Raw genomic sequence first — 14,312 nt, 5'->3', positions numbered from 1 at the left:
TCTTTGGGAGGAAAGTGCCATGAGTGATTTGTTCAAGAAAGCAATCTCTTTAGGAGTAGGCCTCACCATTGTCAGCAAGGAAAAGGTAGAGAAGGTAGTTGAAGAGCTGGTGAAGCGGGGCGAGCTTGCGCCGTCCGAATCGAAGGCCCTGGTCGACCGTCTCGTAGAGCGGGGCGAGGAAGAGCGCGGAATGTTCAAGTCTGCGGTTCATGAACAGGTTGAGCGTGTGCTGAAGGACCTCAAGATCCCTGTGCAGAGTGACGTTGCCGGGCTGGAGGCACGGATTGCAGTCCTGGAACGCCGTGTCGCCGAGCTGGAGGGCACTTCTTCCCCTGGCGAGATATTGCCGGGAACGCGTACGGATTAAATGGCGGTACGCATAAGACATGCCGGACGGTACCGGTCTATTGCCATGGCGCTGATGCGTCATGGCTTCGGCTATATGGTGGAGGAGCTCGGCCTTTACCATCTGCTATCTCTCCCGCGCCGGATGATTACCCAGGAGGTTCACGAGAGTCTGACGCTCGGAGAGCGGATTCGCCGGGTGCTGGAGGATTTGGGGCCAACCTTTGTGAAGCTGGGCCAATTGGCAAGCACCCGCTCTGATCTGCTGCCCGATTCCATTATTCAGGAACTGGTGAAGCTTCAGGACAGTGTCCCTCCCTTCTCGGCGGAAACAGCGCGTAATATTTTGGAGCAAGAGCTGGATCAGTCCATTGATGAAATATTCAGTTATTTTGAGAATGCCCCGCTCGCTGCAGCTTCCATCGGTCAGGTGCACCGGGCTGTCCTGCATGGAGGACAGAGTGTAGCGGTCAAGATACAGCGTCCCGGGGTCATGAGGACCATGACAAGGGATCTGGAGATTCTTCAGGATCTCAGTGCCCTGGCCGAGAGAAGAATGGACTGGGCTAGGCAATATGGACTTACCCGGATGGTCGAGGAATTCTCCCGGGCCTTGCTGGCCGAACTGGATTATGGTCAGGAAGGACGCAATGCGGAACGGATTGCAAGTCAGCTCGCCGACCAGGATCCGGTCTACATCCCGGCGATTTATTGGGATTATAGTTCTACCCGTGTACTCACTATGGAGTATGTTGAGGGCATCACACTGAACCACCGTGAAAAGCTGCTGCTGAAAGGCGTGAAGCTGAAGGCACTTGCCCAGCAGCTTGTCGAAATGATGCTGAACCAGATCTTTATTCATGGCTTTTTTCATGCGGATCCCCATCCAGGGAATGTCATGAGGATGGAAGACGGGAAGCTGGCACTGATTGATTTTGGCATGGTAGGACGACTCAGTGAAGAAATGAAGGACAACCTGTCGGCTCTGGTTATTGCTCTGATGCGGAAGAATACGGACTCTATGGTTAGGGCCATTCTGCGGCTTGGTGTTATTCCCGAGGAGGCTGACCGGATGGCGCTGCATGATGACATGGATCGGCTGCGTGAGGCCTATTATGATATTCCATTCAATCAGGTAAGCATCGGCAAAGCGCTGAACGAACTCTTTGGCATTGCCCGTAAGCACCGGCTGGTCATTCCGCCGGACCTGGCGATGCTGGGCAAGACGATGCTGACGCTGGAGGGTGTCGTCGGCAACCTTGATCCAGCCTTCAGCATCGTGCAGATGGCAGAGCCTTTCGGGAAACGGCTGGTTAGACAGCGGTTCAGCGGCAGCAGGCTTCAGCGCAAGATTCTCAGCGGTGTAGCTGATCTTGCGGAAAGTCTGGTGGAGCTGCCTGCCCAGGCCAGACAATTATCTGCCCTGATCAGCAAGGGCAAGCTGAAAGTGGAGATCGGGCTGCCCGAGCTGAAGGGAATTGAGCAGAAGCTGAGCCGGGTGGGCAACCGCTTGTCCTTCAGCATTGTGCTCCTTGCCTTCAGCATTATTATGGCGGGTCTGATTGTTGCTTCCTCGCTGCGCGGAGAGCCCTCTATGCTCTGGGATTTCCCCATTGTCGAAATCGGGTCCGTAATAGCCGCACTGATGATTCTTTGGCTGCTGTATTCCATATTTAAGTCAGGCAGATTCTAGCTGTGTGGGACTGGCCCTATAAGATGAACTTGAAAATGAATAAATATTCTTCAGCAGATGCACACAAACCCTGCTGGATCAAGTACAATGTATAAGTTAACTTCTTATTCCTATAAGAAGCTATCCGTATAGAGTGTAATGGAACGCAAATGGAATGCCGTCTGAACGTCCGGTGGATCGCTGCTGCCCCAGAAACCGAACCTTGGACCGCATATCTGCAGGGCTAAAGGGCGGCTAGTGAGACGGAAGGGCTCCGGTGACGGGGTTCTTCCGCTTTTGTTTGAAATATAAGAATTTATATGTTTAGACACGCTATACATTATCCTTATATTTCCGGCCGAAACGGTCCGTCCGCTTACAGGACGGCAAAGCCGTTTCTGCTTGAAAACGTGGCTATACGCCGCGGGCGGCAATCGCAAGATGCTAACATTACTCCAGAAAATGGATGACTATAGTGATATGAATTGAACAACATTAAAGAAAATTGTGAGGTGGAGACTATGGCGGGTTTTAAAGAATTGGGAGTATCTGAAGTATTGAACGGTCTGCTTCAGGGTCAAGGTATCGTGAAGCCGACACCGGTGCAGGAAGAAGCGATTCCGCCGCTGGTGCAGGGGCTGGACGTTATTGCAAGAGCCAAGACGGGAACAGGGAAGACTTTGGCCTTCCTGCTGCCGATTATGGACAAGATCCGTGTGGAGCAGGCGTATCCGCAGGCGCTCATTATGGCGCCGACACGCGAACTGGCACTGCAGATTACAGAGGAAGCGCGCAAGCTGGCACGCCATACCGGTGTGAAAATTCTGGCGGTTTACGGCGGACAGGACGTGGAGAAACAGCTGCGCAAGCTGGAAGGCGGCAGACATCTGATTATCGGGACTCCGGGCAGATTGCTGGATCATATGCGCCGGGAAACCCTCGATCTGAACGGGGTCAAAATGCTTGTACTGGACGAAGCCGACCAAATGCTGCATATGGGCTTTCTGGAGGATGTGGAGACGATCATAACGGCTGTGCCTTACCGCCGCCAGACGATGCTGTTCTCTGCGACAATGCCGGATCCGATCAAGCGGCTGGCCAGCAATTACATGAAAGAACCGCTGGATATCATTATTAAAAGCGGTTCGCCTATTCCGCTGGACAACATCCGCCAGCAGGTCGTGGAATGCTCTGACCGCAACAAGGAAGAAGCGCTGATTGCGCTGATCGAGCGGGACCGTCCTTACCTGGCGATTATTTTCTGCCGGACGAAGCGCCGGGTCTCGAAGCTGAATGAAGCATTGCAGGCGGCGGGCTATGATTGCGACGAGCTGCACGGCGATTTGTCTCAGGGCAAACGTGAAGCCGTTATGAAGCGGTTCCGCGAAGCCAAGCTTCAGCTTTTGGTGGCTACGGACGTGGCTGCCCGAGGTCTGGACGTAGAGGGCATCACGCATGTCTTCAATTTCGATCTGCCGCTGGATGCGGACAGCTACATTCACCGGATCGGCCGGACCGGCCGCGCAGGCGGCAAGGGACTGGCGATCACGTTCTCTTCGCCGCGCGAACGCGCCGGGCTCGACCTGATCGAGCACGGCATTTCCCAGCGGCTGGACCGCCGCCGGTACGAGAAGGATGAATTCGGCGTAGGCGAATTCACCTCCGTGCAGGCTGGCGGCGGCTCGCCTCGCGGCGGACGCCAGAACGCCGCACCGGAAGCAACCCGCGGCGGACGCGGCGGGCGCGGCCAGGGACGCAGCGGCGGAGCACCGCGCGCTGAAGCCGGTGCACGGCCGGGCGGACGCGGCCGCGGCAAGGAGGCAGGCAGCCGCGGCAAGGAAGCGGGCGGCCGTAGCAAGGAAGCAGGCGGCTGGGGCGCGCCTGCCGAAAGGCGCAGCCGCGACGCTGCGGCTGGCGGCAAGCGCAGCGCCTATGGCGCGGCTGCGCCAAAAGGCGGCGAATCCGCCGGCAAAAGCGCGGCGAAGCCAAGACCGGGCGGCGGCTACGGCAGCTTCGACGCCCGCAGTAACCCGGCTGCAGATTCAGCAGCCGGAGGGAAAGCCGCCGGCACGCGCGGCGGCAGAGGGGCCGCCGGTACGGGTGGCGGCCCAAGCAGCGGCTACAGCACCAACGTTGCACGTGGTGCGGAAGCCGGAGGCTTCAGCTATGGAGCCTCCAAAGGGGCAGGCTCGGGCAGCGGGTATAACCCGGGCGGCGCTCAGGCCAGCCCTAAGCATAGAGCGAACGTGGCTCGCAGCAATGATGCCGGCGGCTGGAGTGCAGCAGCGCCAGCCAAAGGCGGCGGCTCACGCGGTGGTTCCAAGGGCGGCAAAGGCGCCAAAGGCGGCTTTGGCTCGGGCGGACGCAGCAGCGGCGGGAATGCTTCGGCGCGCGGTGGCCGTGGCAACGGTTCTGGCGGCTCGCGCGGCGGTCGCGGTTCGTCCAGATAAAGGTGCTGGATTTCAGCTTTGAGACTTGTTACCATAGGACGGTCAGCTACGGCTGGCGTGCTGTGGTAACATTTTTTTTCGGCTGTCTGCCGGCCTGGTCAGGTCCGTTTAAGATTTTGAAACATTTTGGATACAATGCTTGTCTATAATAGAGTTGAGTTTCTTATGTATGGCACCGGGTGAAACATTCATAAACTTTGTGGGAGGAAACACGGCATATGTCTAAGACCGCCAAAATCGTTATTTTGCTTATCATCATCATTGCTGTAGGCTGGGGAATCGGTAAATATACCTCACCTTCGCCATCGGCTTCACAGGAAGAGGGGGCCTCTGCCGGCACGGGTGAGGAACTTCAAGCGCAGCCAAGCACAGCCCCCGAGCCTTCGGCTACAGCCTCTGACATACCGGAGTCCGGTGTGAACTCAGGGACGGAGCCTTCTACAGCACCTGCGGACAAGCCGGACCCATCCGGCAATCAGCCAAGTGCAGAGCCTTCACCAGCGGCAACTGCAACAGCGACCGCAACCGCGACCGCAACCGCAACAACGACCGCGACCGACAAACCTTCTGATACCGGCAGCGCCGGCTCAGGCGATCCGGCAGTGGAGCTTACGGCTGCCGAGCCGGAGAGTCTGGAGGCAATCATTAATAAGCAGTACAAGCTGCCGGAGGGCTATAAACCGGCCGATCTGGTCTATCCGGACGTGCCGTTTATTTTCTCGGAAAAGATTGAGAAGCGGATGCTGCGCCAGACCGCGGCTACCGCGCTGGAGAAGATGTTCGCTGGAGCGAAGGAAGATGGCGTACACCTGGCCGGGGTTTCCGGATACCGTTCCGAAGCTACGCAGACCCGGCTGTTCAACAATTATGTAGCCAGGGATGGCGAAGAGAAGGCCCGCACTTACAGTGCCGTGCCTGGGCACAGTGAGCATCAGACGGGGCTAGCCATCGATCTGTCCGGCACTGACGGCAAATGCGCCGCCGAAAGCTGTTTTGCCGGAACAGAGGAAGCTATTTGGCTTGCGGACCATGCGGCGGAGTACGGCTTCATCATCCGTTATCCCAAAGGCAAACAGGCGATTACAGGATACATGTACGAGCCTTGGCATGTCCGTTACGTAGGCAAGGAAATCGCAGTATCCATTGCAGAGAGAGGCATTACGCTGGAAGAATACTTTGACGCGGTACCGGTGTCCAAATAAGATCATTTTAAGTACTGCAGCCCTCCGTAATGAGGAAGGGTTGCAGTGCTTTTTTGCATCTGCTCATCCAGGCGCCTGGATCACCATGTGTGAAATGACCGTCTGGAGATGCGTTTAGGCTGGGATTATGTACTTATTTCAGCGGGGGAAGCTCACAAGGTCTATTTGGTTCATCTGTCCGGACCCTGGTTAAGTAGTGGGAAACCTATCAAATTTCCACTGGAAGGGGGATTTTGAATGTCTGAACATAATCATGTTGTGAGCAAGGATGGAATGGTAACGATGGGCAAAGTGAATGACGCCTTGGACCGGATTGATCCCGAACAAAAAGAGGTCATCTTGAACAATTTTGAGGAATTCAAGGCCTATTTAGGAAAACGCATTCATCTGGCACAGAAAATCGGTCTGGGTGAAGAGCAGTTGGCGGTGGCAGCGGAAAAAATCGCAGACTACCTGGCCAAACATGAAGAACCCCGTAACAGTGAGGAGAAGCTGCTGCAGGAGCTGTGGAAGGTGGGGACCAAGGAAGAACGCCACCGGCTGGCACACATGCTGGTGAAGCTGGCCCGGTAAGAGGATGGGCCCGTGCTGTGGCATTGGAACTTTAATTCATAAGTATGGAAGATTTCCGTCCCGTTAGCGGGGCGGATTTTTGCCGGATGGGGGTTCGGGAAATACTGCAGAAGGCGGGGATACGGGGTGATATAATGGAGGAAGTCAACCATTCCCTGACTTGGAGATGCACATTCTATGAAATTAAGCATATTGGATCAATCCCCGGTCTCTGAGGGCAGCACCCCCGCCGAGGCTATCGCCCAGACCGCAAGCCTTGCCCGGGAGGCTGACCGGCTGGGCTATCACCGCTTCTGGGTGTCCGAGCATCATGCCGCGCGCGGTCTGGCCGGTTCAAGTCCCGAGATACTGATGACCCATCTGGCTGCAATCACCTCAAATATCCGTATTGGTTCGGGAGCCGTGCTGCTTCCCCATTACAGCGCGTACAAGGTTGCCGAGAACTTCCGTGTGCTCGAAGCTCTATATCCGGGACGAATCGATCTTGGACTCGGCAGAGCCGCAGGAGGAGGAGCACTTGCTGCAAGAGCGCTTCAGGAGAACCGGACAGGAGGCGCAGAGCTTTATGAATTGCAGATCAGGGATCTGCTGAGCTATCTGTACGGCGGTGCGGATGAGACACACCGCTTTGCCGGGCTGGAGGCCTGTCCGGAGGTCAGTACCGCGCCGGAGCTCTGGCTCCTCGGGTCCAGCGGGGACAGCGCAGCTCTTGCAGCGAAGATGGGCGTCCGTTTCGCCTATGCCGCGTTCATTAACAGTGACGGAGGCGGCGAGGCGGTACATACTTTTCAGACCTGTTTTCACCCGTCTCCTGCTTCCCATGCTCCCCGGGCACTAGTATCGGTGTTTGCCGTCTGTGCTGAGACTTCTGCAGAAGCAGATAGACTGGCGGCCAGCATGGACCTGTCCGTGGTTCTGCTTGAAAAGGGCCATGTCTCGACAGGCATACCTTCTGTGGAAACGGCACTGAGCTACAACTATACACCGTATGACCGCTTTCGGATTGAGGAGAACCGCAAGCGGACGATCCTCGGATCGCCGGGGGAGATGCGGCAGAAGTTTATTTCCCTTATGGAGGAATACCGCTGTGAGGAAATAATGTTCGCCATGCCAATGCACAGATATGAAGATAAACTGAAGTCTCTCCGGCTGATTGCCGGCGCCTGCGGATTGTCCCAGACGTAAGGGGTAGCGAAATATTGTCTTGTCCGGGCACGCTATCTGTATTTTGTATTCCTCCGGTCATAAGGTAAGATGAAGGATGGCTGTACAGTGCATAGCCGTTTGATCAATCCACGGATGAAGGGAAGGATGCAGAATGTCCATTTACAGTTTTGCCGGAGTGAAGCCATCGGGTACAGAAGTCCCTTTCAAGGATTATGAAGGTAAGGTACTGCTGATTGCCAACACGGCCAGCAAATGCGGACTTACACCACAATACGGGGATTTGCAAAAGCTCTATGAGCAGTATGGAGACCGGGGGTTAGTGGTATTAGGTTTTCCCTGTAACCAATTTGCCGGGCAGGAGCCGGGAACCAGTGAAGAAGCGGAAGCGTTCTGCCAGATGAATTACGGCGTCACATTTCCTGTTTTCGCCAAAGTGGATGTGAACGGGCCGGAGGCCAGTCTGCTCTTTCAGTATTTGAAGGGCCAGCAGCCGGGAGATGGCGAGAGCAGTGACATCCAGTGGAACTTCACTAAGTTTCTCGTGGACCGCAGCGGCAATGTGGTAGCCCGTGTGGAGCCGAAGGAATCCCCCGAAAGCATGAAGGAACAGATCGAAGCCTTGCTCTAAGTTACGGATTCTTTCACCCCCTGAATGACGGCAATTGCTGTGTTCAGGGGGATTTTGCAGTTGCGGCTTATGAAAATTATCCTTGACGCTTTTCACAGACACTGTATTCTTTGAAGAGGAATAGGTACATCATAGATAGTTGTATAAAGGGAAGTATGGTGCAGGATAATAACGGCAGGAGGGTCTTATAACGGCATGAAGTTAATTACTGAGGTGGCATCGGCAGCAGGGATTGATGAGGAACATTTGGAGCTGTACGGCAAATATAAGAGCAAGCTGTCGCCATCCCTTTGGGAAGTGCTTAAGCATAAGCCGGACGGAAAGCTGGTGCTGGTCACCGCGATGAATCCGACCCCGGCAGGCGAAGGGAAAACGCTAACGACGATCGGGCTGTCCCAGGCAATGAATGCGGCGGGAATCAAGACTGTAGCTGCACTGCGTGAACCCTCGCTTGGTCCATGTCTGGGCATGAAAGGCGGAGCCACGGGTGGAGGTAAAGCGCAGATTGTTCCCGCGGATGAGATCAACCTGCATTTCACAGGCGATATACATGCGGTAACCTCGGCGCATAATCTGCTGTCGGCCATGATTGACAATCATATTTTCCAAGGCAATGTGCTGGGACTTGATCCCCAGCGTATAGTCTGGAAACGCGTTATGGATATGAATGACCGCAGCCTGCGCAGCATTGTCACCGGCCTCGGCGATGGCAATGGTCCAGTGCGGGAGAGCGGATTTCAGATTACGACAGCCTCAGAGATTATGGCCGTGCTGTGTCTGTGTGACAATCTTGCCGATCTCAAAAACCGGCTCAGCCGCATGCTGGTCGGATATGATCAGTCGGGGCAGCCGGTGACGGCTAATGATATCGGGGCAGTGGAAGCCATGGCTGCGCTGCTGAAGGAAGCCGTGAAGCCCAATCTGGTACAGACGCTGGAAGGCACGCCGGTTATCGTGCACGGTGGCCCCTTTGCCAATATCGCACACGGCTGCAGCAGTGTAATCGGTACCCGTTATGCACTGAAGCTGGGAGATGTGGTCGTGACCGAAGCAGGGTTCGGTGCGGATCTGGGTGCAGAGAAGTTCATGGACATCAAATGCCGTCAAGCCGGACTCACGCCCGCTGCGGCTGTGTTGGTAGTTACGGTGAAATCACTGAAATACAACGGCGGTGTCCATAAAGACGAGCTCTACATGACGAACCGGGCAGCGTTGCTCTCCGGTATTGCTAACATGGAGCGGCATATTGAGAATTTGGGTAAATTCGGTGTTCCAGTCCTTGTGGCACTTAATCACTTCGAGGGCGATGCCCCTTCAGAGATTAACGATGTGCTGGAGGCCTGCCGCCGTCTGGGTGTACCAGCAGCCATCTCAAAAGTATGGGCAGAAGGCGGTGCTGGAGGGATCGAACTCGCCATGGAGCTTAAGAAGCTCCTGGAACGGGGAGAAGGTCAAGCCTCGACATTTGCTCCTTTGTATGACGACAATCTGGATATCCCGGCCAAAATCAATACAATCGTTACTGAAATCTACCGTGGTGCCGAAGTGGTCTTCTCACCAGCGGCGAAACGCAGCCTGAGCCTCATAGAGAAGCACGGCCTTCAGCGGCTTCAGGTTTGTATGGCGAAGAATCCGTACTCTTTCTCGGACCAGCCAAGACTGCTGGGAGCACCTCAAGGCTTCACCATGGGTGTCCGCGATATTACGCTGTCGCTTGGAGCGGGTTTTGCGGTGGTCATCACCGGCAATATTGTTACTATGCCCGGACTTCCGGCCAAACCGGCGGCAGAAGGCATACAGGTAGCCACAGATGGCGTTATTAACGGTTTAGTATAGAACAGGTTCATTCTGATTCACCTTCAGCCCCCGTATCACTGCAGATTATGCAGAGGTGCGGGGGCTTTGCTGCGTAGCTTGCCGGCCTCCGGTATCAAAGAGATTCCCTAGTCCTTCCTGCTACCCTGAAGACATAATGTGCCTGCTCGGGGGAAAACTAATGCAGGTGTACAGAAGAAGCACCGCAGAATTTATCCGCATCAAATGTGAACAATGTGAGAAAAATCACAAAAGGACTTGTAATGTGAGAAAAATCACAATATAATCAGTGTACAAAGTGAAATAAATCACATCCAAACAAAAAAATAAATGAATGACCCAATTTGGAGGAGGAACAAACCATGAAAGTAGCAGTCGTAGGATGTACCCATGCCGGAACCGCAGCAATCGTAAACACCGCCCAGCTTTACCCTGATGCCGAGATTACCGTGTATGAACGCAATGATAATATTTCTTTCTTGTCATGCGGAATCGCGCTTTATGTGGGGGGAGTCATCAAAGACCCGCAGGGCCTGTTCTATTCGTCACCGGAAAAGCTGGCTGAGCTTGGTGTGAAGACGAACATGCGTCACGAAGTCATTCAGATTGATACCGACCGCAAAACGCTGCGTGCCCGTAATCTGGCGACAGGCCAGGAATTCGATGACACCTACGACAAGCTGATCATGACTACCGGATCATGGCCGATTGTTCCCAAGCTGGAAGGCATGGAGCTTGACGGTATTCTCCTCTCCAAGAACTACAATCATTCCAACACCATCATCGAAAGAGCGCAGCAGGTAGACAGAATCACTGTTGTCGGTGCCGGGTACATCGGAGTCGAGCTGGTGGAGGCTTTTCAAATGAACGGTAAGCAGGTTACGCTGATTGACGGCGAAGAGCGTATCCTGAGCAAATATCTGGATGAAGAATTCACCACTCCGATCCAAAAATCGCTGGAGGAACACGGAATTACCCTGGCACTTGGCGAGAAGGTTAGTTCGTTCGTTGGGGAGAATGGCAAAGTGACCAAGGTAATCACCAGCAAAGGCGAGCATGAGACGGACCTGGTTATCCTGTGTATCGGCTTCCGTCCGAATACCGAGCTGCTAAAGGGTAAAGTGGATATGCTGCCGAATGGCGCGATTATCGTTAATGACTATATGCAGACTAGCCTTCCGGACATTTATGCCGCCGGTGACAGCTGCGCGATTCATTATAATCCAACCGGCAAACATGCTTATATTCCGCTCGCAACCAATGCTGTACGCATGGGAACGCTGGTAGCCCGCAACCTGGTATCGCAGACCACCCCTTATATGGGTACACAGGGAACCTCGGGAATTAAGATTTATGAAGATAATATTGCCGGAACCGGACTGACAGAAGACGCAGCCAAAGCTGAAGGTATGGATGCCGAGAGTGTACTGCTGATTGACAACTATCGTCCCGAGTTCATGCCAACTGTCGAACAGGTGCAGCTAAAAGTGGTCTATGACCGCTCGACCCGCCGCATTCTCGGCGCACAGATCATGTCCAAGATGGATCTGACGCAATCGATCAATACCGTATCGGTCTGCATTCAGAATAAAATGACCGTTGACCAGCTGGCCTTCATGGATTTCTTCTTCCAGCCGCACTACAACAAACCTTGGAATTTCTTGAATACTGCCGGACTTCAGGCGTTGCCGAAGAATGTGGCAGTTAAAGAAACAGTGACTGTATAAGCTTAGAAAATGAAAAACGCCCTGTTCAACCTGGAAAAGGTTGAACAGGGCGTTTTGTTGTCTAGCCTCTCTTAACGGCTACTGGTAGCTGATGTCATCCTTGAACTTCAGGGCTTCCAGCCGGCTTCGCACCCGTTCGATTTCAAGTGGGGTTAACGGAGCCGAGGGATTCAATTTGTAGTTTCTCCCTGTAATGTAGCTGATATCATCTGCTATCCCATTGGTCGTATACGGTAGTTTTGCGACGGGTAGCCTGGAGTAGTCCGTGAAGTCAATGATGCTCCAGGAAGGTTCGCTGTCTTTTTTGGCAAGAATGATACGCTCTGTTGCAGTTTCTGTCCATAAATACTGCAGATCGGCTGGAGAATTCTCTCCAGTGGCCGTTGTGTACCCTGAGCCCCGGAACATCAGCGTGAATTCAGACTGATCATTCGTGTTGGCGCTTTTTGTTTTGTAGATTTCCGCCAGATCATGGACGCCTAATATTTTTACGCCATTGTCTTTAGGGAATCTGCTGATGAAATCCTGCCAGGTTACATCCAGACCGGGTGTTCTGAGCACCCAATTCGTTCCAATCACCAGTGAGAGGTAATTGACCGTATTTAGGTTAAGAAAAGGATTGTTGAGATATTGTGAGGCCAGATGCAACTGGGGTATTGCCGTCATCTCCATTACAAATGGATCTGCAGGATGCAGTGTCCACCTAGATGCTCCTGAGGTGTAGCGGGAGCCGATAGGATCAATGCTAAGTGAATTCATAAATATACTGCCACTGTTTGTAGCCACATCCTGTGCGGGCACCATCGGATTATCGATGTGTGACCAGTAAGGCATCAACGGTGATCCGTCTGCAGACATTTGTCCCACGTTATACTGTGTGGCTGCCCAGCCCATGAACGCATCAATCTGGAAGTTTTCCTTTAGCCATGCTGCCTGCTCGGGATTGATGGCATAGGTGGATAGTGATTTGGGACGATACTTGTCAGGTATGCTCAGCCATACTGACGGATCTCCGTTAGTACCACCCTGATGCAGGGCATTAAGCGCATTATATCTGTACATGTACAGCCACGAATTCATCTCTGTAATCCATTGGGACAGATAATAAATGTTATTGGGATAACCGGATGCGATCCCAACCTCATCTCCATAAAGATCCACATATTCAAGCACTTTGTGCAGTTGGGGCCGCTGGGTTTCATCGAATACGAACCGGCTGTCCATTGCCCAGGTTACACGCAGATTGGGGTCAATGGTTGCGAGTGAATCCCGCATGGTCTCCATCTCAGCTATGGTTGTAGCCGAGGCTCCCGTATCTTCCAGCAGCAATGATACCGTGAAATATGAAGTGGAGTTGTACTCGGCCGGTTTTACCCTAAGCTCGAAGTTGCTTGCAGTGCTGAAATTAGCAAGGTTGGAACTGAGCCGGATCAGACCGTGGATGACCGTTCCCGGCCCCGGGATGTTATAGAATCTTGCTATCGTCCCGTCAGGTGCCAGAATGGAATAGTCATCTGTAATCGATACTTTGAGGTCTGGCGGCAAAAGATCCGGTGTGATCTCCGTACCATATACATCCGCGGTCACATAAGCCAGCTTCCAACTATCTACCGATACATTAAATGAAGCCTCAATGGAATCGGTAGTCACATGTATAGAATCTACTGTTTTAAACGCTGGTGGAGCCGGTGTTTGCAGTTCAGGTGAAGCAGACGGAGCCGGTGATGGCGGTTCAGGTGTAGCAGACGGAGCTGGTGTTGGCAATTCAGGTGAAGCCGATGGAACCGGTGTTGGCGCATCTGAATGAACTGGATATTGCGGATCGGAAATGTCTCTATTTTCCAAAACTGTAGCTTTGGGAATTACGGTTTCCTGTGGCAATTGCAGTGATGGATCTCCCGGTAATGCATTTCCAGGCTTAAGCAGATTTTGTATCTGCTGTCTGTCCTTAAGCAAAAGGTACACCTGTGCAGTTACTTTGGCGGCGCATTGGCGGTCAACCCATTCCTTCGGATTAAACCGTTGCTGTTCATCACCTTGGAATAGGTGGAGTTCTTGGGCCGCCCAGACGCTTGTCCGAGCCTCTTCCGAAATAGAAGATGCATCTTTAAAGGTTGGCATATGACCCGTTTGCCGGACCTGATCATATAGTCCGAGTGCCCGTACATACCATACCGCCAAGCTCTCGCGGGTAATAAGACTACTTCCGCGTATCGTCTGGTCCTTCAGGATACCTGCGGATAAGAGTGAACGTATGGAAGGGAGTGCCCATTTCTGTACGTTCTCCGCTGCTAAGGGGTACTCCCCGTTAGTAACAGGAAGAGATAATCCCCTGGACATCAAGGCGCTCATCTCAGCAAGGGTAATGGGTTTCAATGGTCTGAACATAGAATCTCCGTAACCCTCGACGATCCCCCTATAGAACAGGTAATCAATTTCTTGATGAGCATAACTTCGCTCTGTATCCACAAATGGAGTGTGCCCGGCTCTTGCGGGTAGAGGAAATACTACAGCTCCGAGCAGGATCAGGCATAGCAGAGCCAAGATGAGACGCCGCAAGTTGTTCATTCTTATGTATGCGTCTTTTTCAGTTATTCTGAGAACAGCGCATCACCTCCTTAATTGAGATATCGGTACAATTGGAACGATAATTAAGATTGCCCGAAGGTGAACAGAAAAATATGTTTTTTAAGATTCCATAGGAGAATCTGAATGGTGTCCTTATAAATTTGA

General features: G+C 53.3%; 10 protein-coding genes. 9 read left to right on the top strand and 1 reads right to left on the bottom strand.

The genetic code is table 11. The features are described from left to right. Positions 1 to 19 precede the first annotated feature (19 nt). The 9 genes from AC0MA3_RS06110 to AC0MA3_RS06070 all read left to right on the top strand — a co-directional run bounded on the left by AC0MA3_RS06110 (position 20) and on the right by AC0MA3_RS06070 (position 11,579). On the top strand, positions 20 to 367 hold the full coding sequence (locus AC0MA3_RS06110) for a phasin family protein (protein ID WP_379156955.1): 348 nt from the start codon (positions 20 to 22) through the stop codon (positions 365 to 367). Then, positions 368 to 2,038, top strand: coding sequence for an ABC1 kinase family protein (locus AC0MA3_RS06105; RefSeq protein WP_474655508.1), 1,671 nt, complete (start codon positions 368 to 370; stop codon positions 2,036 to 2,038). Between the two features lie 500 nt (positions 2,039 to 2,538). Next, positions 2,539 to 4,467 (top strand): DEAD/DEAH box helicase, encoded by a 1,929-nt coding sequence (locus tag AC0MA3_RS06100; protein WP_474655507.1) that lies wholly within the window; start codon positions 2,539 to 2,541, stop codon positions 4,465 to 4,467. A 218-nt stretch (positions 4,468 to 4,685) separates the two neighbouring features. Beyond that, positions 4,686 to 5,669: a M15 family metallopeptidase gene (locus tag AC0MA3_RS06095; RefSeq protein WP_474655506.1), complete on the top strand. Its 984-nt coding sequence runs from the start codon at positions 4,686 to 4,688 to the stop codon at positions 5,667 to 5,669. Between the two features lie 237 nt (positions 5,670 to 5,906). Continuing rightward, positions 5,907 to 6,242, top strand: coding sequence for a DUF3243 domain-containing protein (locus AC0MA3_RS06090; RefSeq protein WP_379156967.1), 336 nt, complete (start codon positions 5,907 to 5,909; stop codon positions 6,240 to 6,242). A gap of 177 nt (positions 6,243 to 6,419) precedes the next feature. Next, positions 6,420 to 7,427, top strand: a complete 1,008-nt coding sequence (locus tag AC0MA3_RS06085) for an LLM class flavin-dependent oxidoreductase (protein WP_474655505.1) — start codon at positions 6,420 to 6,422, stop codon at positions 7,425 to 7,427. A gap of 133 nt (positions 7,428 to 7,560) precedes the next feature. After that, on the top strand, positions 7,561 to 8,037 hold the full coding sequence (locus AC0MA3_RS06080; protein WP_379156973.1) for a glutathione peroxidase: 477 nt from the start codon (positions 7,561 to 7,563) through the stop codon (positions 8,035 to 8,037). Positions 8,038 to 8,232: 195 nt separating this feature from the next. Then, positions 8,233 to 9,873, top strand: a complete 1,641-nt coding sequence (locus AC0MA3_RS06075) for a formate--tetrahydrofolate ligase (RefSeq protein WP_474655504.1) — start codon at positions 8,233 to 8,235, stop codon at positions 9,871 to 9,873. Between the two features lie 341 nt (positions 9,874 to 10,214). Continuing rightward, a complete protein-coding gene (locus tag AC0MA3_RS06070) occupies positions 10,215 to 11,579 on the top strand; it encodes an FAD-dependent oxidoreductase (RefSeq protein ID WP_474655503.1) in 1,365 nt (454 codons plus the stop codon). A gap of 78 nt (positions 11,580 to 11,657) precedes the next feature. On the opposite strand, the gene AC0MA3_RS06065 is transcribed toward AC0MA3_RS06070, so the two are convergent. Further along, positions 11,658 to 14,147, bottom strand: a complete 2,490-nt coding sequence (locus AC0MA3_RS06065; RefSeq protein WP_474655502.1) for an S-layer homology domain-containing protein — start codon at positions 14,145 to 14,147, stop codon at positions 11,658 to 11,660. Positions 14,148 to 14,312 lie beyond the last annotated feature (165 nt).

The organism is Paenibacillus sp. LS-5 (assembly GCF_056121505.1).
Note: the sequence above shows the minus strand (reverse complement) of the source record. Positions and strands in the feature narration are given on the sequence as shown.

What these genes read in the sequence shown, in the direction of transcription:
- AC0MA3_RS06105 (WP_474655508.1), top strand. Translation starts at nt 368, where the DNA reads ATGGCGGTACGCATAAGACATGCCGGACGGTACCGGTCTATTGCCATG.
- AC0MA3_RS06110 (WP_379156955.1), top strand. Translation starts at nt 20, where the DNA reads ATGAGTGATTTGTTCAAGAAAGCAATCTCTTTAGGAGTAGGCCTCACC.
- AC0MA3_RS06080 (WP_379156973.1), top strand. Translation starts at nt 7,561, where the DNA reads ATGTCCATTTACAGTTTTGCCGGAGTGAAGCCATCGGGTACAGAAGTC.
- AC0MA3_RS06100 (WP_474655507.1), top strand. Translation starts at nt 2,539, where the DNA reads ATGGCGGGTTTTAAAGAATTGGGAGTATCTGAAGTATTGAACGGTCTG.
- AC0MA3_RS06065 (WP_474655502.1), bottom strand. Translation starts at nt 14,147, where the DNA reads ATGAACAACTTGCGGCGTCTCATCTTGGCTCTGCTATGCCTGATCCTG.
- AC0MA3_RS06070 (WP_474655503.1), top strand. Translation starts at nt 10,215, where the DNA reads ATGAAAGTAGCAGTCGTAGGATGTACCCATGCCGGAACCGCAGCAATC.
- AC0MA3_RS06085 (WP_474655505.1), top strand. Translation starts at nt 6,420, where the DNA reads ATGAAATTAAGCATATTGGATCAATCCCCGGTCTCTGAGGGCAGCACC.
- AC0MA3_RS06075 (WP_474655504.1), top strand. Translation starts at nt 8,233, where the DNA reads ATGAAGTTAATTACTGAGGTGGCATCGGCAGCAGGGATTGATGAGGAA.
- AC0MA3_RS06095 (WP_474655506.1), top strand. Translation starts at nt 4,686, where the DNA reads ATGTCTAAGACCGCCAAAATCGTTATTTTGCTTATCATCATCATTGCT.
- AC0MA3_RS06090 (WP_379156967.1), top strand. Translation starts at nt 5,907, where the DNA reads ATGTCTGAACATAATCATGTTGTGAGCAAGGATGGAATGGTAACGATG.